Source organism: Myroides sp. C4067 (assembly GCF_038039665.1).
Taxonomy (GTDB): Bacteria; Bacteroidota; Bacteroidia; order Flavobacteriales; family Flavobacteriaceae; genus Flavobacterium; species Flavobacterium odoratimimum.
The window spans coordinates 1-21017 of the sequence record NZ_JBBPHJ010000039.1; the positions used below are offsets into that span (position 1 = coordinate 1).

At 35.0% G+C, this 21017-nt stretch carries 20 protein-coding genes and 1 tRNA gene; 9 read left to right on the top strand and 12 right to left on the bottom strand.

Annotation, left to right across the window (positions count from 1 at the left end; genetic code table 11):
* Positions 1-338: 338 nt before the first annotated feature.
* A complete protein-coding gene (locus tag AABL87_RS16720; protein ID WP_006259916.1) occupies positions 339-566 on the bottom strand; it encodes a hypothetical protein in 228 nt (75 codons plus the stop codon).
* A gap of 70 nt (positions 567-636) precedes the next feature.
* Complete coding sequence (locus tag AABL87_RS16725; protein WP_006259917.1) at positions 637-909, bottom strand: hypothetical protein; 273 nt, start codon at positions 907-909, stop codon at positions 637-639.
* A 271-nt stretch (positions 910-1180) separates the two neighbouring features.
* Between AABL87_RS16725 and AABL87_RS16730 the strand changes: the two genes are divergently transcribed.
* Positions 1181-1996, top strand: a complete 816-nt coding sequence (locus AABL87_RS16730; RefSeq protein ID WP_006259918.1) for an XRE family transcriptional regulator — start codon at positions 1181-1183, stop codon at positions 1994-1996.
* A gap of 77 nt (positions 1997-2073) precedes the next feature.
* Here AABL87_RS16730 and AABL87_RS16735 read toward each other — a convergent pair whose 3' ends face one another.
* The 3 genes from AABL87_RS16735 to AABL87_RS16745 all read right to left on the bottom strand — a co-directional run bounded on the left by AABL87_RS16735 (position 2074) and on the right by AABL87_RS16745 (position 5966).
* Positions 2074-3546, bottom strand: coding sequence for a hypothetical protein (locus AABL87_RS16735; RefSeq protein ID WP_006259919.1), 1473 nt, complete (start codon positions 3544-3546; stop codon positions 2074-2076).
* Between the two features lie 142 nt (positions 3547-3688).
* The gene (locus tag AABL87_RS16740) at positions 3689-5440 is read right to left on the bottom strand and encodes a M56 family metallopeptidase (RefSeq protein WP_244153994.1); all 1752 of its coding nucleotides are present in this window, start codon (positions 5438-5440) and stop codon (positions 3689-3691) included.
* 163 nt (positions 5441-5603) lie between these two features.
* A complete protein-coding gene (locus AABL87_RS16745) occupies positions 5604-5966 on the bottom strand; it encodes a BlaI/MecI/CopY family transcriptional regulator (RefSeq protein WP_006259921.1) in 363 nt (120 codons plus the stop codon).
* A gap of 230 nt (positions 5967-6196) precedes the next feature.
* On the opposite strand from AABL87_RS16745, the gene AABL87_RS16750 reads away from it, so the two are divergent.
* Entirely contained in the window at positions 6197-6832 is a 636-nt protein-coding gene (locus AABL87_RS16750) for an isochorismatase family protein (protein WP_071306989.1), read from the top strand.
* A gap of 594 nt (positions 6833-7426) precedes the next feature.
* Here the strand turns inward: AABL87_RS16750 and AABL87_RS16755 are convergent.
* Together AABL87_RS16755 and AABL87_RS16760 are read right to left on the bottom strand one after the other, a co-directional pair.
* Complete coding sequence (locus tag AABL87_RS16755; protein ID WP_341277638.1) at positions 7427-7864, bottom strand: thioredoxin family protein; 438 nt, start codon at positions 7862-7864, stop codon at positions 7427-7429.
* Positions 7865-7904: 40 nt separating this feature from the next.
* On the bottom strand, positions 7905-10175 hold the full coding sequence (locus tag AABL87_RS16760) for a TonB-dependent receptor (protein ID WP_341277639.1): 2271 nt from the start codon (positions 10173-10175) through the stop codon (positions 7905-7907).
* Between the two features lie 85 nt (positions 10176-10260).
* Between AABL87_RS16760 and AABL87_RS16765 the strand changes: the two genes are divergently transcribed.
* The gene (locus AABL87_RS16765; RefSeq protein ID WP_006262412.1) at positions 10261-10917 is read left to right on the top strand and encodes a metal-dependent transcriptional regulator; all 657 of its coding nucleotides are present in this window, start codon (positions 10261-10263) and stop codon (positions 10915-10917) included.
* A gap of 40 nt (positions 10918-10957) precedes the next feature.
* Here AABL87_RS16765 and AABL87_RS16770 read toward each other — a convergent pair whose 3' ends face one another.
* Positions 10958-11887 carry a siderophore ABC transporter substrate-binding protein gene (locus AABL87_RS16770; RefSeq protein WP_006259926.1) on the bottom strand — a complete coding sequence of 310 codons (930 nt, stop codon included), beginning with the start codon at positions 11885-11887 and terminating at the stop codon, positions 10958-10960.
* Positions 11888-12056: 169 nt separating this feature from the next.
* Here AABL87_RS16770 and AABL87_RS16775 point away from each other — a divergent pair, with 169 nt between their 5' ends.
* From AABL87_RS16775 to aspS, 3 genes are all read left to right on the top strand, one after another.
* On the top strand, positions 12057-13127 hold the full coding sequence (locus tag AABL87_RS16775) for an NADH:flavin oxidoreductase/NADH oxidase (protein ID WP_341277640.1): 1071 nt from the start codon (positions 12057-12059) through the stop codon (positions 13125-13127).
* Between the two features lie 32 nt (positions 13128-13159).
* A complete protein-coding gene (locus AABL87_RS16780; RefSeq protein ID WP_006262415.1) occupies positions 13160-14314 on the top strand; it encodes an MFS transporter in 1155 nt (384 codons plus the stop codon).
* Between the two features lie 94 nt (positions 14315-14408).
* Entirely contained in the window at positions 14409-16166 is a 1758-nt protein-coding gene (gene aspS, locus AABL87_RS16785) for an aspartate--tRNA ligase (protein WP_006266693.1), read from the top strand.
* A gap of 61 nt (positions 16167-16227) precedes the next feature.
* On the opposite strand, the gene pth is transcribed toward aspS, so the two are convergent.
* From pth to AABL87_RS16800, 3 genes are all read right to left on the bottom strand, one after another.
* Positions 16228-16794, bottom strand: coding sequence for an aminoacyl-tRNA hydrolase (pth, locus tag AABL87_RS16790; protein ID WP_006259930.1), 567 nt, complete (start codon positions 16792-16794; stop codon positions 16228-16230).
* 129 nt (positions 16795-16923) lie between these two features.
* Positions 16924-17532, bottom strand: a complete 609-nt coding sequence (locus tag AABL87_RS16795) for a 50S ribosomal protein L25/general stress protein Ctc (protein WP_006259931.1) — start codon at positions 17530-17532, stop codon at positions 16924-16926.
* A 28-nt stretch (positions 17533-17560) separates the two neighbouring features.
* Positions 17561-18502 carry a ribose-phosphate pyrophosphokinase gene (locus AABL87_RS16800; protein WP_006259932.1) on the bottom strand — a complete coding sequence of 314 codons (942 nt, stop codon included), beginning with the start codon at positions 18500-18502 and terminating at the stop codon, positions 17561-17563.
* A 158-nt stretch (positions 18503-18660) separates the two neighbouring features.
* Between AABL87_RS16800 and AABL87_RS16805 the strand changes: the two genes are divergently transcribed.
* A tRNA-Leu gene (locus AABL87_RS16805) sits at positions 18661-18740 on the top strand.
* 47 nt (positions 18741-18787) lie between these two features.
* Here the strand turns inward: AABL87_RS16805 and AABL87_RS16810 are convergent.
* Entirely contained in the window at positions 18788-19282 is a 495-nt protein-coding gene (locus AABL87_RS16810) for a DinB family protein (RefSeq protein WP_006259933.1), read from the bottom strand.
* A gap of 215 nt (positions 19283-19497) precedes the next feature.
* Here AABL87_RS16810 and AABL87_RS16815 point away from each other — a divergent pair, with 215 nt between their 5' ends.
* The gene (locus AABL87_RS16815) at positions 19498-20370 is read left to right on the top strand and encodes a cupin-like domain-containing protein (protein WP_016650233.1); all 873 of its coding nucleotides are present in this window, start codon (positions 19498-19500) and stop codon (positions 20368-20370) included.
* Between the two features lie 19 nt (positions 20371-20389).
* The gene (locus tag AABL87_RS16820; protein WP_006262419.1) at positions 20390-20854 is read left to right on the top strand and encodes a regulatory protein RecX; all 465 of its coding nucleotides are present in this window, start codon (positions 20390-20392) and stop codon (positions 20852-20854) included.
* The last annotated feature ends 163 nt before the right edge of the window (positions 20855-21017 follow it).

Genomic DNA, 21017 nt, shown 5'->3' on the forward strand with positions numbered 1-21017 from the left:
CTGTTCAGTCTTAAGAAACACTCTTTATTTCTGCATTTCTACTCTACAAAGGTCGTTCTTTTACTACCCTAACTCAACTTTCTGTCAAGCAACTGAGCACTTCTGTTCAGTCTTAAGAAACACTCTTTATTTCTGCATTTCTACTCTACAAAGGTCGCTCTTTTACTACCTCATCTCAACTTTCTGTTAAGTAACTGAACACTTCTGTTCACTTCCTATAATCACTGTTGATAACCTGATTATTACACTACAAAGATCTCACTTATCAACACCATAACCTATTTGTTGTCAAGAGACTGAACAACTCTGTTCACATCTTATAAACACTGTTGATAACTCTAATCTAGGTCTTTCATGGTTGCTTCTATTTTTGCGAGTTCCTTATACACTGGCGTATTCAGCACCTCATATAGAGTCGTACGAGAGATAGGATACACAGGACAGATATATTTCTTCCATACCACCGTCACTGGGATGTCTTCTGTCTTGTATTGGTTATATAAATCCAAGATCAGTTTATATCTTCTCAACTTATTTAATTGACTACCTGCTACTCTTTTTGTCATAACTTTTATTTTTAATGATAAAACAACTTAATAATCGAAACTTTATTTACAATCACTTATTCCTTATCCACTACCTTCTATCTCTTAACCTAGCTATTTTTTCTTCTAATTCACTAGATATTTGATAAGGCTTTAGCTCTTCTTCTCCACCTACGCTCAGGTGATACCCTCTCTCTTGGTTTATACAGATACGCTCCCCTGAGGTAAAGTATCCAGTACCATTCGTTCTGTATAAAGCGCTGTATAGATACAGTTCACGCTCTATGCTTTGTTTCTCTTTTAAAGTCAGAATAGCTGGCTCTCCTGCTTCAAATACGGTTGATGTACTCATCACTGCTTTCATAACAATTTATTTTTGGTATTGATATATCGAACAAGACATACCCAAAATATAAACATCGTTCGTATTATAAAGGAGAGTTTACTGCTTATTTAGAATATCTTACTTGCATCTGTCGAAGTATTCTACCGTTATTATTTCAGTTTATCCCTTTAAAATTAGCTACCTATGCTTTTTTTGACTAATTTTGTTCCTATTACTTTTACAAATATATAAACAAAGTTTCGATTATAAAAACAATTAGAAACAAAGTTTTTTAAATATCATTACTATTATGGATAGAATTCAACGCGTAAACGATGCCATCAAGTGGATTTTCTTTGAGGGATTAGCGAAGAACCAAACAGATCTAGCACAAAAACTAGGGTATACTAAGTCTTCTTTCTCTCAGATAGTAAATGGACGTGTAAACATCAGTGATAACTTTATAGAAAATCTTACCAAATTTGCCCTAAGCTTGAGCAAACATTGGTTACTAACAGGAGAAGGAAGTATGTTATTAACATCACATACATCTCCAGCGATACAAGAGCTAACAGGAGATACTCCTACTCAGGAGCTATATAACTTCGAAGCGACTAATATCACGAAGGATACTGTACCTGAGATTATGTATAATAACCACGGAAACAAGTTTACCTTCTACCCTGATGGGCGTATCTATATAGAGGTACTGAAGATCCCTTCATCAGCTCATGCTTCTTATATTACCTGTTATCAGGATGACGCACAGCTTATACAAGAGTTTGACACAGTACAGTTCAGAGTAGATAAGTTCGGGCTTGGTCATTACAAGGCATTTGATGTAGTAGGAGACTCTATGAATGGAGGAAACATAGAAGATACCCCTGATGGAGCAGAAGTACTAGGACGTGAAGTAGGACGCCACCTATGGGAAGGCGGTTTTAGAAACACGACTTATGGGTTTATCGTCATCACTAAGGATGCTACCTTCTTAAAAGACATTACGAACTATGACGAGAAAAAAGGTGTCATCACCTTATCTAGCCGTAATAAAATATACGAACCATTTGAATACCCTATTAATAGCGTATACCAAATATTCCACGTGATTAAACGTATTTTCTAGATAGATACATTACATAAAATAATAAAGCCCAAGCTTAAAATTAGACTTGGGCTTTTTTTATTCTTAATTTATAATGGCTAGTTACATTGAGTATCGTACTTATCTACTAATTGTTTTAATCCTTCTAGGCTAAACAAATCAATTCCTTCTAAATTAATTGATTCACATCCTAGATAAGCTTTAATAGCTGCTATAAGTTTATCTTGATCACTTCTAGTTGTCGCAAAACCATTCTTAACATCTTTTAATTTTATAGTATAAAACTTCTCTGTAGGGCTGTAGAATAATTCGAGTTTATTATTTCCATATATATGTTTAAAGAAAGTAGCCCCACTAGCTAATTTATTTAAAAATCCCATAGTCTTATTTGCAATGTCATAATTAAATCCTTCATAGCGCTCTACTTTACCATCTTTAGCTAAAGTAACTTCAAACTTAACATTATCACTAGCCTTATAACTAGTTGACTTAAACTTACCTTTTGCATTTTCAGCATAAACGAAAACTTTATTACCATAGCTTGAAATATCAGCTATATTACCAGATCCACCAAAAATATCATTCTCCAGCATATCAGTATTATCAAAAGCGATAGAAATCTCACCCTCTACTCTCTCACCTTTTCCATCGATTAAGAATCCTTTCTCTCTTCTAATATTTACATCATTTTCTTTAGCTATTCTCTTTTCTTCTGCTAACTTATCACTTAAAACTTTAATAGTTTCATCACTTACATTTTCAAAGTCAATACCATTAGCATACATAATAGCTAATAATTCTTGAGAAAAAGGTGTTTTTACACCATTATTAGACATCTGATATACTCTGAAACGTTGATTATCATAAGTAAATAACATATATGCAGGACTCTCAGCTCTATACAAATCCCCCATATTAATTTTTTCTTTAAAGCTTGACCAATATCCAATAGTTGTTTTTGTCTTTTTATTAAAGAATGCATAGATAGTCCCATTATCTTTGGTTGTCTTAAAAACCACATTCCCTATTTCCGTATTATCACTAAAAATCTTATTGTCAGCAGCTATTCTAATTTTCTTTTCTGCCATGATAGCAATCCCCTTATCAATAACAGCTTGTACTGAGTCATTAATCATATTAACTCTACTCATCACATCTTGTTTAGGTTCATCCATTAAAGCGTCTAAAACAGTATAGTCTATTCCTTTGTCATTAATCAACTTATATTGTCCTTTAGAAATTAATGCAAATAATACAGTCTCATTACCAAAAGCAAAAGATAAACTCTCAAAAGGTATATTATTACTCTTATTATTACGTAAGTCTGTCACATTCACTACATGAAATGAAGTAGCTACTCTAGTATTTACATTAATATCCTCCAACTTAAATACATTTTCTCCTTGAGGGTTCTTATATATATAGGTATTACTATCTACCTTCTCAATACTCGCTAAAGGATCAGTAGTTTTATCTACATAAACAACACTTTTCTTAATCACTAATTTCTGAGCAAAGGCTCCTGCCATTGTCGCAAGTGATAGACACATTACAAGTAAATTTCTTTTCATATTAAAATATTTTAATGCAAATATAATAAAGAAAAATAAGTTTAATTAACATAACATTAATACTATTTATATTAAAAAAATTAACCTCATCAATATGATGAGGTTAATTACTCGCTAACATAATCTTATATAAGAATCTCACTTAAGGTTTTACACGTATTAGGATAACACCTTCTCTTCCTTCTTCACCATATTTTTTGACTGCTGCATCTCCTTTAAATACATCCATTGACACCATTTTATCTGTGCGTATATTTTTTAGATCTTCAGCAGACTTCTTCACACCATTGATATACACTAATCCTTTATAGTCACTATTCTGTACTTGAGTCATATCCTTGATGACTTTTTCTTTATATTTTTTAGTTAAGGCTTCTACTCTAGCTTCATTCGCACGATCCTCATCTGTCATTAATGTAAAGCCAAACACACTACCATTACCCGTATAGCCAAGTTCGTCAGCTGCAGCTGCTCTACTATAAACACGTACACCTTTAGCACCATACTTCTCTACTAGCGCTTCTGCTTCATGTTTATTACTCTCATCATACAGCTTTCCGTTTACATAATACACAAACTCTCCTTTACTGCGTTTACCTGATTTAATGATAACTACATTCTCACCATCTATTACCGTATCTTCTGAAAAATCAATTTCAACTTTGTTTGCTTTAACTTTCCATTCTCTATTCTTCACTTCTGTTATTGCATTGGCTCGAGCTATCCCAGCTTTAGCTAGACTTTCTTCTCGTGTTTTTAAAGCGACTTTTCGTGCTTCTTCTGCTTTACTTAAGCTTTCTTTTTTTATCTTCTCTACTTTAGCCAGAATTTCTTTTCGTTCACGATCTGTTTTAGCTAAATTCACTTTTCTCATCTCCTCCGCCTTAGCTAGAATTACTTTTCTCTCTTCTAGTATCTCTTTACTTACGCGCTCCGCCTCTTCTCTTATACGCTCACTTTCATCCACTAGTCTAGACGCTTCCTCTCCTATTCTTATAGCTTCTTCCGCTATTGCTGCCATATCATCATGACTAGGAGCCTTCTTTTTACCAGATTGATCTAGTTGATCCTCTTCTACTTCAGTAGTCATACTTGTATACTCATCTAATAAAGTGTCTTCTACATGATCTTCTTCAAAAGCTGGACTCTCTATATACTTCGCTTTTACCTCTATCTGAAAGAGGAAAAAGAACCCTGCTAATACAGGAGTGATTAATAATAATTTTAAACGTTTCATATTAGTTGATTTTGGGTTGTTAAGCATTAATATACGCTTCTTCAGATCTGAAGAGCCAAAAGTATTCACCACAGGTACACACGCTATCTTATTAGATTCGTATAGTACAAGTGCACGCTGATACGTATAGCTATCCTCTCGTTTCGCAATCTCTTGATCTACAATATACTCTAGATTTAGGTTTACCTCTTTCTGTAGTAGTCGTATCATCGGATTAAACCAGAATACGTGTTTTAACCCCTCCACGAGGATAAGATCTAAGCTGTGCTTCTGATGGACGTGTACTTCCTCATGGAGTAGTACTATCTCTAGCTGGCTCAGCTCTTCATAATCTTTAGGTAACACGATATAGTGTAGAAAAGAATAAGCATCACTACTCGATCTATCTACTCGTATATTCTGATGAATAGCCGTCTTAGGCATATTACTAATACGTCTAGTTAACTTAATCAGTTTATACCCAAACCACAAAAGACTCAACAGCGTGATCGTTAAATAAAGATAAGATGTGTATTGGTATACATCATTCATCGTCCATAGACTCTTCTCTTGTACTAGCTCCACATCCTCCATTACATCCATAATCGGGAGAGACATTGGCGCTAAGTTTATCGTTTCTACCTTCGTATAAGTTAGCAAAGGCAGTATTAGACTCAAAAAAATACCACTTATAAAATACAATCGATTCGTCTTGACGTACGTCTCTTTCTGTAAAAACAGTTTATAGCATAAATACACTACCAGCAGTAGCCCATTTACCTTCAATATATATATAAGAATAGGTGTCATAATTCAGTTGATTGGTTGGTTGATAATCAAACTATTTTTTATTCTTTTCTATAATATCCATTAGTTCCTCTAGCTCTGTCTTAGATAATTTCTTATCCTTCACGAAGAAACTCACTAGATTACTAAACGAATTATCAAAGTACTTCTCCATAGTCTCTTCCATAAACATCTTTCGATAATCCTCTTTCTTTACCAGAGGATAATACTGATGTGACTTGCCATAAGCTTTATAAGACACTACCCCTTTTTCTTCTAATATACGCACTAGCGTAGAGAGTGTATTATAATGTGGCTTAGGCTCTGGCATGTGCTCTAGAATATCATTCACAAATCCCTTTTCTAACTTCCAAAGGATGCACATAATCTCTTCTTCTTTATTGGTCAATTTTTCCATAATACTGATTTGATATACACAAACATATAACTATTTTATTAGTTATCAAACTAAATGTTTAGTTTTTAATTAAAATAATAAAGGTATATAAGCTAATCTGAATACCTAAACAGTCTTTATCCCTTATCAACAAAGCGATGCACTCAATCTCTTCTTAATTTAGATTAAGTGTACTTAGCTAAGTATCAATGTATTTTTGATACAGAAAATTAATTAAAATATAAATTACCATGAACAAGTTAACACGTATCAACGCAGACGACGTAGCATTTTTATTAATCGATCACCAGAGTGGACTATTCCAAACGGTAAAAGATATCGAAGTAGCTACACTTAGAGAAAATGTAAAAGTATTAGCAGAAATCGCTGCCGTGGAGAACATCCCAGTAATCACAACAGCATCTGAGCCAAAAGGACCTAATGGACCACTAATGCCAGAGATTCACCAACTAGCTCCTCATGCACAATACATAGGTAGAAATGGAGAAGTAAACGCATGGGATACGAAGGAGTTTGCAGATGCAGTAAGAGCTACAGGAAAGAAAAAACTAGTGATCGCAGGAGTACTGACAAGTGTATGTGTGGCTTTCCCAGCTATCTCAGCTGCTGCAGAAGGGTTTGAAGTATTCGCTGTTATCGATGCTTCTGGTGATATGAGTCCAATGTCTACACAAGTAACGATGAATAGACTGATGATGGCTGGAGTAATTCCTATCACAACGACTGCTGTATTAAGTGAAATCCTAAAAACATGGAGACATAAAGATGCGGCTGTATATGCTAAGGGAATGTCTTCTGTAATGCCTAACTACCAAGCATTAATAGAAAGCTATGTAAAAGCACAAGAAGTAGCTTTAGAAAAATAATAATAAACCGAGTTCTATATAAAGGAGTGATGCTTATCACTCCTTTTTTTGTTTTCTAAAGTCCTTGTCGGTATGATCAATGCCTTATCTACTCAATATTATATACACTAGTAAACTCCTACCTCATACAATATTCATTAATCTCAATAAAAAAACAACATTTCCAATCCTATTAGACCCGACAAAACAATCAAAAAATAGTCTTTTTTATGTTTCTAAATAGGGTGGTCGGCTTTTGGTCGGCTTGTGATGGGCATTTGGTCGGCTTAAAAACACCATAAATAAGCCGACCACTAGCCTAGCATATCGAAATCAAATCGGAATCAACTACACCAAAATGGCTTTATGTAAGTAAGAAAGCAAAAAGAGAATTAGGAGTAATACCTATTATACAGTGTACAGCATATCTAACATTACTAAACAAAAAAAGGCCTTACACAATAATATACTGTGTAAGGCCTGCAACATAATTCTAACTAACTATGTATCTAATACAAATGTATACGTACAGATGTACTAGTACTGCAACTATTAAATCGCCAATACATATACGCTTAACGTTCTGTACTGTATCTAGTCTTATTATTCTAAATGCTAAGAAGGTTTTATAGCATTCAGTAATTTATACATATCATTAGATCGTACATACGCAAAATGTCTATACATGATCTCTAGTTTCTCATTCAGAAATATAACAGCTGGATAAGCATTAGACTGAGCTAATTCTTTTGCTAACTCGTGCTGCTTCGCATGGACACCAATCTTTCTCAGCTCATAGCGCTTTCCTTTATACTCTATAGCTTCCTCTTGTTCTGCATTAAAAGAGATGAAATAAAAATCTTCATCTAACTTCTGCATCACTTTATCATTGTTCAACGTCTTCTTTTCCATCAGAGTACAATAGCTACACCAGTCTGTATGCATAAATACGACAACGGGTTTAGGGTCAGTAGCCATCACTTGCTCTAACTCCGAAAACATTATCTCTTTGGGTTGAGCATGGAGTGCTAACCCAAAGAAATAACTAAACATGAAAAAAAAATAAAATCTCGTCATTCTGCTTATGTGCTAACTAAAAAATGTTATATCTCACTCCTAAGAATCCTCTTATCCCTTGTAATGGGGTATAACTATAATCGTTTGGTTCGAAGATTACATCATTTCTACCTGGAGGTGGTGCTACACCATTACCTGGCTCTCCGAATGGATCCCACCATCTAGAGATCGGGTCTTCTTTTGGTAGCGTGTTGAATAAGTTCTTCACTCCTCCATATACTTCGAATCCGTTGTTAAACTTCTTAGCCACTTGGATATTCGCTAATACTGTCCATGGTGAGTACTCTGGTCGATAGTCATTCTCTACGCGTGGCAATCTCATCGGTCCCTTCCAGTCTGATGTCAAATCTGCTGTGAATCCACTACCGAAGTTATAGCTTGCGATAAAGTTACCTGACCATTTAGGAGAGTGATATATTTGCTCACGTACTCCATCCTCTTTTCTGAATACATCCATATAAGTAGCTCCTGCCATCAACTTCAGTGGGAAGTCAAATGTCACATCTACGTTAAGAGATACTCCTTTAGAGATAGCATGCCCATCTAGGTTAGCATAGATAATCTTAGTCTGGTCTGTATCTGTATCTGCATCAATCTTATTCGTGAAATAAGTATAAAACCCGTTCAAGTCGAAATTAAACACTCCGAAATTAGAAGGTACTTTCACTGTATAGTTGATATTAGCATTGTATGATTTCTCTGGGTCTAGTTTCTCAGCGAATACTACTTCTCTAGCTCCTGATAACGCTCTGTGATCTTCTGTGAAGACATTCACTACACGGAACCCTGTACCAAAACTTCCTCTTAAGGTATGGTGCGGATGAGGTGTGTACTTATACCCTACTCGTGGAGAGTGAATCCCTTTATGGGTCTTATCATAGTCAAAACGGTATCCTAATAATAATTTATTCTTTTTATTAAGCGTCCATTCATCTTGGATGAAGATACCTGGTATCGGTGTTTCTTCTGGTTGATTCTTTACTAATCCGTTCTCATCATAGATACCCGTAGCACAAGTATTGTCATCATAATAAGTGTACTTAAATGACGAACCTAGTAAAAGACTGTGGTTTCCTAAGGTCTTATCCCAATAAGCTTGAGCGAAAGCGACTTGCTGTTTCGCATCATAAGACTCTGGTCCATACATAGAGTTCTGCTTGTGATAGATATAAGAGAACTGTGTATAGATATTCTCTGTAGTCGGTAGCTGGTACATCCCTATCGCTTCGAAACGGTTAGTGAAGATGCTCTCTGCGTATACATCTTCTCCTCCGCGGTGTTGCTTGCGCTTCCAGTTAGTCTCTCCTCCCCATCTGTCTTCATATACATAGCGCAGTGCAAGACTAGCTACTTTATCATCCTTTCTCTTTAGAGATACTTTATTGAATAAAGATACTCTGTCTTGTTGTGTTACGTCTGTAAAACCATCCCCGTTTTTATCTTTTCGTTCTCCGAACTTAAAGTAGTTCCCTCCGAAAAGTCCTTTTACTTTATTCCCTAGTTTATAACTAGCTCCTAAATCGATATTATTCTCTAACCAAGTCGTGCTGAACGCATCTACGCTTAACTTCGCTGCGTGCTCTGGATCTTTAGTAATCACGTTGATAATACCACCCATCGCTTCTGTTCCGTATAGTGAAGAGGCTGGTCCCTTAACTACTTCTACTCTCTCGATCATATTCGTTGGGATACCGAATAGCCCGTATACAGTCGATAGAGAAGATACGATAGGCATACCGTCTATAAGGATCATAGTATATGGTCCTTCCATACCATTGATATGAATGTCACCTGTATTACATACATTACAGTTTAGTTGAGGTTGTACTCCGTTAATCATCTGTACAGCGTCAAATAAACTAGCAGTAGGATTCTTCTCAAAGAATGCTGGCGTATATATCTCTACAGGTACTACTGCTTCTGACTTTAGCACAGGCTTCAGTGTACCCGAGATAACGATCTCATCTAGATTAGCATCTTCTTTTAGGTCGAAAGATACTGTACTGGTCTGAGTTCCTTTTACAGTTACCTTTTTAGTCTGAGCTGCAAAACCTACGAAGTCTGCCTTCACAGTATAGGTTCCTTCTTTTACTGACTCGAAAGTAAAACCACCTTGCTCATCAGTGACTACTCCCTTATCTGTCCCTACTAAGGTAACTGTAGCATAAGAAAGCACAGTACCATTAGAAAGAACTTTTCCTTTGATATTTTGAGCATAGGAATTCAATGCAAAAAAGAGACAAAGAAAAATATTTATTGTTACAAGTTTAAAAATACTTTTACACATGGCTTTTAATTAAATTTAGGCAAAGCTAAAAATTAATTTGTAATTAAAAAAACACTAACTTTGTATTTAAACAAAAAAACAATCCATGCTTACCTATTCAGAAGAGAATTATTTAAAAACTATATTCCATTTATCACTAGGGCAAACTCAAGGAATTTCGACTAATGCTATTGCTGCAAAAATCGAAACTAAAGCCTCATCTGTGACAGATATGATAAAGAAGCTAAATGATAAGGAGCTGATTAAATATCAAAAGTATCAAGGAGTTACACTTACTCCTAAGGGAGTTATGGCTGCTAAGATGATCGTGAGAAAGCACAGACTATGGGAGGTATTCTTAGTGGATAAACTTGGATTTAATTGGGATGAAGTTCACGATGTCGCAGAAGAACTAGAACATATAAAGTCAGAAAAGTTAATTAATAAACTAGATGCATTTCTAGGATTCCCAACAGAAGATCCTCATGGAGACCCTATTCCTAACGAAAAAGGAGAAATAAAACAGATAGATAAGAAGTTATTATCTGAGGTAGAGGCTAATAAAGAAGTGGTATGTGTAGGGGTGAAAGATTCTTCTACGGAGTTCTTACAATACTTAGATAAACAGAAAATATCGTTAGGATCAAAACTAGAGATATTAGATATAGAGCCTTTTGATCAGTCGTACACCATCAGAGTAGATGACCATACGATCACTATCACCAAAAAAATAGCAAGTAATCTGTTCGTTAAAAAACAATAGACATAAAAAAAGCTTCTCTTTCGAGAAGCTTTTTACTTTATTATTTGTACGCTTTCATTACTTCATCTAACATAATGTTTAGAGAGATATACCCTCCTCCTGCTAGATACCATGCATTAGGATCTAGATAAACAATCTTGCCATTCTTATACGCATTAGTCTTTTGGATCAATGGGTTCTCTACTTCTTTCTTATCCGCATTTACATTTTCCATTACAGCACCTCTATCGATGATAAAGATAATATCAGGGTTGTGCTCTAGTACGAACTCACTAGATACTACATTACCGTGATCGCTTCCCCCCATTAGACCAGCAGCTGCAGACTTCACTCCTAGATCATTAAAGATATATCCATAGCGAGAGTCCTCTCCGAAGGCACTATAACTCTTATTGTTATACAGGATTAATAAAGCTTTAGCATCGCTCTTATTAATCACTTCTTTCATCTCAGCTACTTTTGTATCAATATTTTCGATCAATTTATCTGCCTTATCTTCTACTTGAAAGACAGAACCAATTGTTTTCAGATTGTCTTTTGTACTTGCTAAATAATTACTTCCTGATATTCCTAAAGAGATCGTAGGTGCTATTTTAGCGAACTCTGGGTAATCTTTATCAAACCAGTTACTCATAATGATCAGGTCTGGATCTACAGAACTTACTAACTCATAGTTAGGCTGCATAAAAGATCCTACGTTCACAATACTCTCATCATCTGCATATTTAGATAGGAAGTTAGGGCTGTATACCTTAGCCATTCCCTTAAATGGTATGCCTAATTCTGCCATATTCTCCATCGCTCCCACGTCGAACACAACTACATTCTCTAGTTTTTTATTAAAACTAACTGATCTCCCCATATTCTCTATCGTAATCGTCTCTTCAGAAGAAGCTTTAGTGTTTTCTTTCTTACAACCTACAAAAAGCAGGGCTGCTAGTACTGTGCTAGTAATAACCTTAGAAGTCATTCTCATTATGTCTTTATTTAAATTAATTATAAATAACAAATATAGGGTTACTTGAGAAGAACTCCTCAAATTATTGTAACTTTTATTGCTGAAAATATCTTTTAGGACAAAAGACCTTCTATTCTATTTTGGATTTAATAATTTTGCACCACCAAACAACACACAAATTATGAAAACTCTATTTTCTCCTTTAAAACTAAGGGACAACACTTTACACAACAAAATCATTGTTTCACCTATGTGTCAGTATTCTGCAAAAGATGGTTTTGCGAGTGATTGGCACCTTGTACACTATGGTCAATTTGCGATAGGAAAAGCTGCTGCCATTGTACAAGAAGCGACTGCTGTGACTCCTGAAGGTAGAATAACCTATGCTGATTTAGGAATATGGTCTGATGAACATATAGTGAAACTAAAGCAGATAACGGAGTTTATAAAAAGTCAAGGTACTGTACCTGGTATACAGTTAGCCCATGCAGGAAGAAAGGCTAGCTGTGACAAGCCATGGATAAATAGAGCGCAGATAGCTCCCAATAATGAGAACGGGTGGCAAACTATAGCTCCATCAGCTATTGCCTTCAACGAAGCAGAAAACCTTCCGATAGCAATGGATACTGCAGAGATAAAGAGAATAATAGATGCTTTTAGACAAGGGGCTGAACGCGCTGTAAAAGCAGGCTATGAAATCATAGAGCTACACGGTGCTCATGGTTACTTACTACATCAGTTCTTATCTCCCTTAACCAATCTGCGTACAGATGAGTATGGAGGAACTTTTGAGAATAGAATCAGATTAGTCTTAGAAGTCATAGAGGCTGTTAAATCTGTCTTGACTACACAAAGTCTGTGGTTAAGAATATCAGCCACTGACTGGGCTGATGGAGGTTGGACTCTAGAAGAAAGTATAGAACTCGCTAAAATAGTATATGATAAAGGGGTAGAACTTATAGATGTGAGTACAGGAGGGCTAGTAAGACATCAACAAATAAAAGTTGAGGTTAATTATCAGGTTCCTTTTGCTGAAGCTATAAAACAACAAACCAATATATTAGTAGGAACAGTAGGTCTTATCAAAACGGGTCAACAGGCAGAAGATATCCTGAAGGCCAATCAAGCTGACTGTATCTTACTCGGTAGAGAATTTCTAAGAGATCCTCATTTCGTCATGAGAGCAGCTAATGAACTAGGTGTGAGTTTAGCATGGGCAAATCAATACGAAAGAGGAAAAGAAACATTATAATAGTACATAAAATCAAACTCAGTAAAACAACAATGAACAAAAGTTTAATAGCATTAGCTGTAGGTGGGCTAGCCATCGGAATGACAGAATTCTCAATGATGGGACTACTACCTGACATCGCTAAAGACTTACAAATAAGCATACCTAAAGCGGGTAACTTCATCTCTACTTATGCATTAGGGGTAGTAGTAGGGGCTCCATTATTGGTCATGTCTTCTAATAAATATGCTCCTCATAAAGTATTGATAGCATTAATGGTGATGTTCTCATTCTTTCACTTACTATTCGTATTGTCTCCAAGTTATACAACATTAATTATTTCTCGTTTTATGTCTGGACTTCCTCATGGAGCATTCTTTGGGGTAGGGTCTGTGGTAGCAACACGATTAGCTCAAAAAGGAAAAGAGGCTCAAGCAGTAGCCATCATGTTCGCAGGGCTTACTACCGCTAATCTAGTAGGAGTGCCATTGAGTACCTACATCGGACAAGAGTATTCATGGAGAACAGCCTATATGTTAATCGCTTCTTTAGGAATCGTATCTGCTATCACTATCGCATTTTGGATACCTAAGTTAGAAGCAGACAAAGAGACAAATCTAAAGAAACAAACCGCTTTCTTTAAAACACCTATTGCATGGGTATTGGTAGCCTTAATCTCTATTGGTACAGGAGGATTATTTGCTTGGATCAGTTATATCGCACCGATGATGACTAATATCGCTTTAATATCAGAAGCAAAAATACCTTTAGTCATGACCCTAGTAGGGTTAGGTATGTTCTTAGGAAACTTCGTAGGAGGAAAATTAGCCGATACCTTCCCGCCTGCTAAAGCCGTTATTTTCTCTTTCTGTGCAATGGCAACTTGTTTAATTATTGTATATTACACAGTACATATCCAATGGATGGCTTATGCGATGTCTCTTATCACTGGATTAGTTGCTTTCACAATCGGTTCTCCTTTACAGATGTTATTAATCAACAATGCGAAAGGTTCTGAAATGTTAGCTGCTTCAGCTGGACAAGCATCCTTCAATATTGGTAATGCATTAGGAGCTTCATTAGGAGGACTACCTATTACCATGGGGTTAGGATACAACTCTCCTGAATGGGTAGGGGCAGGATTAGCACTATGTGGGGCGATATTGGCTTATGTATTTATCAAAATGAAAAAAAGGGAAATAGCTTAAAAATAGATATTTATAAAATCTAAGACATATTGTTTTGGCTTTTATTCTATCATTCATAATAAGTTTATAAATTTGTAGGAAATAATTTTTAGCAATGTACAGAACGCATAATTGCGGAGCCTTAAGAGCTTCGGATATAAATACAGAAGTTACCCTATCAGGATGGGTAAGCAAGCATCGCGATAAAGGTTTTATGATTTGGGTTGATTTACGTGACCGTTACGGGATTACACAATTAATCTTTGATGCAGAGAGAACTGATAAAGCAGTATTCGAAGCAGCTAAAAACCTAGGACGAGAGTTTGTAATTCAAGTAAAAGGACAAGTAATCGAGCGCGCTTCTAAAAACCCAAATATCCCTACTGGAGATATTGAGATTTTAGTAGATACGCTAACAGTATTAAACGAATCTGCTGTTCCTCCATTTACTATCGAAGATGATACTGATGGTGGAGAAGATATCCGTATGAAATACCGTTACTTAGATATCCGAAGAAATCCAGTGAAGAACAATTTATTGTTTAGACACAAGGTAGCTCAAGAGGTAAGAAATTATCTTTCTGCTCAAGATTTCTGTGAGGTAGAAACTCCTTACTTAATTAGTTCTACTCCTGAAGGAGCTCGTGACTTCGTAGTGCCTTCTCGTATGAATACTGGAGAATTCTACGCTTTACCACAATCACCACAAACGTTCAAACAGCTGTTAATGGTAGGTGGTATGGATAGATACTTCCAAATAGTAAAATGTTTCCGTGACGAGGATTTACGTGCTGATAGACAACCTGAGTTTACTCAGATAGACTGTGAAATGGCATTCGTAAACCAAGAAGACGTTATGGATACATTCGAAGGAATGACTAGACATTTATTAAAATCAGTTCATGGAATTGAAGTTGATAAGTTCCCACGTATGACTTTCGAAGAAGCAATGCGCAAATATGGTAATGACAAACCAGATATCCGTTTTGGGATGGAGTTCGGTGAGTTAAATGCTGTAGCTCAACATAAAGAATTCGGTGTATTTAATAGTGCAGAGTTAGTAGTAGGTATAGCTGTACCAGGTGCTGCTTCATACACTCGTAAAGAGATAGATGCTCTTATTGATTGGGTAAAACGCCCACAAGTAGGTGCTTCTGGTATGGTGTACTGTAAATGTGAAGCTGATGGATCATTTAAGTCTTCTGTAGATAAATTCTATGATCAAGAAGATCTTAAACAATGGGCTGAGGTGACTGGTGCTAAAGCTGGTGACTTAATCTTAGTACTTTCAGGTTCTGCGAATAAAACAAGAGCTCAATTAAGTGCTCTACGTATGGAATTAGGTAATCGCATGGGATTAAGAAAGTCTGATGAGTTCGCACCATTATGGGTTATCGACTTCCCTCTATTCGAATATGATGAAGAAGCTGGACGTTACTTCGCTATGCACCACCCATTTACTTCACCTAAAGTAGAAGATATTCCATTATTAGATACTGACCCAGGTAAAGTACGTGCTAATGCTTATGATATGGTATTAAACGGTAACGAAATCGGAGGAGGTTCTATTCGTATTCACGATAAGGCTACTCAAGAGTTAATGTTTAAACACCTTGGATTTAGCAAAGAAGAAGCTGAAAAACAATTTGGTTTCTTAATGAATGCATTCCAATATGGAGCACCACCTCATGGAGGTTTAGCTTTTGGTTTAGATAGATTAGTAGCTATCTTAGGGGGTCAAGAGACGATTAGAGACTTCATCGCATTCCCTAAAAACAACTCTGGTAGAGATGTAATGATTGACGCTCCGTCAACTATCACTCCAGAACAATTAGAAGAATTACATATCAACGTGGTAAAACCACAGGTATAATGATAAAAAAAGGAGTTACTCAATGAGTAACTCCTTTTTTACTTTATAAGCTCTACTTAATCTACTTTCCGTTATAAGTATTCATAGCATTATTCAATCCTCCCAAAGCAAACTCTTGTACGGCTTTAGAAGCCATTTTAAGACGCTCTGGCAACTGTTCTTTCTCTTTCTCATCCCATACCCCTAAAACATAATCAACTTGCTGTCCTTTCTTAAATTCATCGCTGATACCAAATCTAAAACGAGGATATGCAGCAGAGTTTAAAGTACCTTGAATACTTTTTAATCCATTGTGTCCGCCATCAGATCCTTTTGGTTTGATTCTTATTGTTCCAAAAGCAAGATTTAAATCATCTGTAATCACTAAAATATTCTCTACTGGTATCTTTTCTTTCTCCATCCAATACTGAACTGCCTTACCACTTAAATTCATATATGTATTAGGCTTTAATAATAAAAGTGTTCTTCCTTTTATCTTTACTTCAGCTAAGCTTCCTAATTTCACAGTTTGCCAATCACCTCCAAGCTCATTAGCTATTTCGTCTACAACTTTAAAACCGATATTATGACGTGTGTTGATATACTCAGCACCAATATTCCCAAGTCCTATAATTAAAAATTTCTTCATCCTTCTATTAATGACATAATTAATTGCGTTACAAAAGTACATTAAAGCAAAGAAGTAACCTTATTTTAAGGCACAAAAAAAGCACCTGTGTAAACACAGGTGCTTCTAATAAATATCTTCTCAAAAGAATTATTTTTTCTTTGGAGTAGCTTTTGCTGCTTTTGCTGCTTCTTGAGCTGCTTTCATAGCTGCACGAGAAATTCTTACTTGACAGATTACAGTGTTATCAGTGTGTAACAATTTGTAATTGTTAACAGGTACATCAGTAACATATAATTTGTTCCCCATTTCTAAGTTAGAAATGTTTACTTCTACGAAGTCAGGTAAGTTAGCTGGTAAAGCCTTAACTTTTAATTTACGTAAGTTTAGGTTTAATACCCCTCCAGCCATTACTCCTTTAGAGTTTCCAGTGATTTTAACTGGTACGTCTAATGTAATTTCTTTATCGTCATGTAATTGATAGAAATCGATGTGTAAGATTTTATCGCTTACTGGGTGGAATTGGATATCTTGTAAGATAGCGTTGAATTTTTTTCCACCTTCCAACTCAATTACCACTGTGTGTACGTTTGGAGTGTAAACTAAATTTTTGAATGCTTTTTCTTCAGCAGAAAAATGCACAGCTGCTTCAGTTCCTCCGTATAACACGCAAGGTACCATTCCAGCATTACGTAAGGCTTTAGTTGATACTTTACCTACGCTTTCTCTTTCAGATCCTTTAATCGTAATTGATTTCATTTAAATATATTTAAAAAATTAATAAATTCTAAACTACAAAAGTCTTACTAATAGACTCGTTAGCATGTACATTGTGCATTACTTCTGCAAATAATGGAGCACAACTTAATACTCTTATTTTATCACAAGGCTTCTTCAGTGGAATTGAATCTGTAACGATTAATTCTTGAATAGCTGATTGTTCTATTTTCTCATAAGCACTTCCTGATAAAATAGCATGTGTGCATATAGCTCTAACACTTAATGCTCCACGCTCCATCATCATATCAGCTGCTTTAGCTAAAGTACCTCCTGTATCAATCATATCGTCAACTAAGATTACGTTACGTCCTGTAACATCTCCTATTAACTCCATTTTATCTATAACATTAGCTTGCTTACGTTGTTTATAACAAATTACTACATCTGATTCTAAGAACTTAGAATAAGCATATGCTCTCTTAGATCCTCCCATATCAGGAGACGCAATTGTTAAATTATCAAGTTTCAAACTTTTTACATACGGTAAAAAGATTGTAGATGCATATAAATGATCCACTGGTTTTTCAAAGAATCCTTGGATTTGATCAGCATGTAAATCCATTGTCATGATACGTGTTGCCCCTGCTGATTCAAGCAATTTAGCAACTAATTTCGCTCCAATCGGAACCCTTGGTTTGTCCTTTCTATCCTGTCTAGCCCATCCAAAATAAGGAATTACAGCTGTAATATGTCTTGCTGATGCACGTTTAGCAGCATCACACATTAGTAACAATTCCATCAGGTTATCTGATGACGGGAATGTAGAACATACTAAGAAAACTCTTCGTCCTCTAATTGATTCTTCAAAAGAAGGTTGAAACTCCCCATCACTGTAATGTGATAGAGTTACTTTTCCTAATTCTACTCCGTATGCTTTTGCAATTTTCTCAGCAAGCTCAACGCTCTGAGCACATGCAAAAATCTTAGCGTCTGGTTCGAAATATGACATTATATAATTAGTTGTTATGTTGCGAGTTAGAGCTTAACTGTTTTTATTAAGCGGTGCAAATTTATAAAATATAAATTGAGAAAACGATTTTTTTTATATTTTTTCTTTGTACCTAATTTTTTTTATCTACATTTGCACTCACAAACAATAAGTCATCAGCCCGGATGGCGGAATTGGTAGACGCGCACGACTCAAACTCGTGTTCTTCGGAGTGTGGGTTCGATTCCCACTCCGGGCACAAAAAAAGCCTAACTCATTGAGTTAGGCTTTTTTAATTTATATAATTTATTTAACATCATCAGCTGAAGGTCCATACATTCCTGGAATAGCTACATCTAATAAACGCAAATAAACTGATAATTGTCCTCTATGGTGATAAATATGGTTATTTACAATAAATCGATTAGCTCCAACCTTTGGCATAGCAACGATTATATGATCTCCTGACTTTAACTTCCATTCAGACATCCACTTTTCCTCATCAAACATATTTAAAGCTGATATAACAGCCTTTTCATACTTGTCTAAAAGAACCAACAACTCTTCTGTAGTTTGTGCTTCTAAAGGCTTGTAATCTATTTGAAAATCCAAACTATCCTTTGTTAGGATATTCTCAGTCCAAATTGTTAATTCTACAATATGCTTTGCCAAATCACCTAAGTTCATAGACTTTTCATGAGGCTTCCAGCCCCATTTATCATTAGGTACACAAGCTACTATCTTCTTTGTACTATTTAACTCATGTCCTAACTCTAACAAATAACTCTTAGTTATACTCATAATTTTTATTTTAAATATACGACTATTACAAATAGATTTTACTGTACCAACTGTTAAATATGCCATCACTTACCATTAGTCGATAATAAATCAATTTGCTATCTCGAGGCTTATTTTACAAGCACCTAGTATTAAAAACCAATAATGATTTATTAAATTTGAGGTTACATAAATTTATTATGATAGTACTTAAAGAAAGACTAATGTAAAATAGCATGAAAAAATTACAACTTCAAGAAATAGAAAGGGTAAACTCTATCTCTGAAAAAGACTTTATTGAAAAATATTTTAAAAAACAGATTCCTGTTGTAATAGAAAACTTAACTGAAGATTGGCTTGCTTACGAAAAATGGCGCTTAAATTATATAAAGGAAATAGCAGGTGAAAAAATAGTACCACTATATGATGATAGGCCTGTTTCTCATAAAGATGGTTTTAATGAAGCACATGCAACAATGAAGATGGCTGATTACATAGAACTACTTGAAAAAGGCCCAACAAATTATAGAATCTTTCTATATAATATAATGAAAGAAGTTCCAAGTCTTAAGAGTGATTTTAAATGGCCAAAACTAGGACTTCGTCTAGTAAAACAACTTCCAATGTTATTTTTTGGAGGAACAAACTCAAAAGTCTTCATGCATTTTGATATTGATTATTCTAATATATTACATTTCAATTTTAATGGAGAAAAGCAATGTATGCTATTTTCACCAGACCAAACAAAATATATGTATAAAATACCGCATGCATTAATATCCAGAGAAGACATTGATTTTGACAATCCTGATTTTGATAAATGGCCTGCTTTAAAATATGCAAAAGGATATATCTGTAATCTAAAACATGGAGAAATGCTTTATATGCCTGAAGGTTATTGGCACTATATGAAATACCTTACGCCAAGTATATCTATGAGTCTAAGAGCATTCCCTTCTAAATATAGTAACCTTGGAAAAGCAATCTATAATATTACTGTAATGAGATATTTTGATAACTTCATGAGAAGATTAAAAGGACAGGATTGGATTGATTATAAAAATAAAAAAGCTATAATCAATACTCATAAAAGCCTAGGAATAAAGTAAATTGAAAAAGAACAAAAATATGTCCATAACACTAGAACAAGCAAAAAGTAAATTAGAACATTTTTGTGCTTATCAAGACAGATGTCATACTGAAGTTATATCCAAATTATACAATTTAAAAGTTTCCTCTGATCTACACGATGAAATACTAGTTTATTTAATTAACAATAAATTTCTAAACGAAGAACGCTTTGCTCGTAGTTTTGCAAGAGGTAAACATAGAATCAGTGGATGGGGAAAAAATAGAATACTTGGAGAACTTAAAATCAGAAAAATATCAGCTAACCTAATAAAAATAGCACTAACTGAAATAGATGATAATATGTACTTCGAAACCCTAAATAAACTAGCTGAACAACGTTGGCAATCATTAACAGATCAAGACATAAATAAAAAAACACAAAAACTAATTGGGTTCCTACATAGAAAAGGATATGAAATGGAATACATACTCGATAAAGTAAATGATCTTCAAAAAGAATAAGAGCCTATTAGGGCTCTTTTTTATAGTCTTAGAACAAGTTTTAAAAGTTGTTATAAACAACGATACTTTTTCCAGTAAAACGTTTATAAGTACAAAATACACCTACCTATATAAACAAAAAAATCCCCAACCTCATACGAGATTGGGGATTCTATAAAGAAAG

What these genes read in the sequence shown, in the direction of transcription:
- AABL87_RS16720 (WP_006259916.1), bottom strand. Translation starts at nt 566, where the DNA reads ATGACAAAAAGAGTAGCAGGTAGTCAATTAAATAAGTTGAGAAGATAT.
- AABL87_RS16725 (WP_006259917.1), bottom strand. Translation starts at nt 909, where the DNA reads ATGAAAGCAGTGATGAGTACATCAACCGTATTTGAAGCAGGAGAGCCA.
- AABL87_RS16730 (WP_006259918.1), top strand. Translation starts at nt 1,181, where the DNA reads ATGGATAGAATTCAACGCGTAAACGATGCCATCAAGTGGATTTTCTTT.
- AABL87_RS16735 (WP_006259919.1), bottom strand. Translation starts at nt 3,546, where the DNA reads ATGAAAAGAAATTTACTTGTAATGTGTCTATCACTTGCGACAATGGCA.
- AABL87_RS16745 (WP_006259921.1), bottom strand. Translation starts at nt 5,966, where the DNA reads ATGGAAAAATTGACCAATAAAGAAGAAGAGATTATGTGCATCCTTTGG.
- AABL87_RS16750 (WP_071306989.1), top strand. Translation starts at nt 6,197, where the DNA reads ATGAACAAGTTAACACGTATCAACGCAGACGACGTAGCATTTTTATTA.
- AABL87_RS16755 (WP_341277638.1), bottom strand. Translation starts at nt 7,864, where the DNA reads ATGTTTAGTTATTTCTTTGGGTTAGCACTCCATGCTCAACCCAAAGAG.
- AABL87_RS16760 (WP_341277639.1), bottom strand. Translation starts at nt 10,175, where the DNA reads ATGTGTAAAAGTATTTTTAAACTTGTAACAATAAATATTTTTCTTTGT.
- AABL87_RS16765 (WP_006262412.1), top strand. Translation starts at nt 10,261, where the DNA reads ATGCTTACCTATTCAGAAGAGAATTATTTAAAAACTATATTCCATTTA.
- AABL87_RS16770 (WP_006259926.1), bottom strand. Translation starts at nt 11,887, where the DNA reads ATGACTTCTAAGGTTATTACTAGCACAGTACTAGCAGCCCTGCTTTTT.
- AABL87_RS16775 (WP_341277640.1), top strand. Translation starts at nt 12,057, where the DNA reads ATGAAAACTCTATTTTCTCCTTTAAAACTAAGGGACAACACTTTACAC.
- AABL87_RS16780 (WP_006262415.1), top strand. Translation starts at nt 13,160, where the DNA reads ATGAACAAAAGTTTAATAGCATTAGCTGTAGGTGGGCTAGCCATCGGA.
- aspS (WP_006266693.1), top strand. Translation starts at nt 14,409, where the DNA reads ATGTACAGAACGCATAATTGCGGAGCCTTAAGAGCTTCGGATATAAAT.
- pth (WP_006259930.1), bottom strand. Translation starts at nt 16,794, where the DNA reads ATGAAGAAATTTTTAATTATAGGACTTGGGAATATTGGTGCTGAGTAT.
- AABL87_RS16795 (WP_006259931.1), bottom strand. Translation starts at nt 17,532, where the DNA reads ATGAAATCAATTACGATTAAAGGATCTGAAAGAGAAAGCGTAGGTAAA.
- AABL87_RS16800 (WP_006259932.1), bottom strand. Translation starts at nt 18,502, where the DNA reads ATGTCATATTTCGAACCAGACGCTAAGATTTTTGCATGTGCTCAGAGC.
- AABL87_RS16810 (WP_006259933.1), bottom strand. Translation starts at nt 19,282, where the DNA reads ATGAGTATAACTAAGAGTTATTTGTTAGAGTTAGGACATGAGTTAAAT.
- AABL87_RS16815 (WP_016650233.1), top strand. Translation starts at nt 19,498, where the DNA reads ATGAAAAAATTACAACTTCAAGAAATAGAAAGGGTAAACTCTATCTCT.
- AABL87_RS16820 (WP_006262419.1), top strand. Translation starts at nt 20,390, where the DNA reads ATGTCCATAACACTAGAACAAGCAAAAAGTAAATTAGAACATTTTTGT.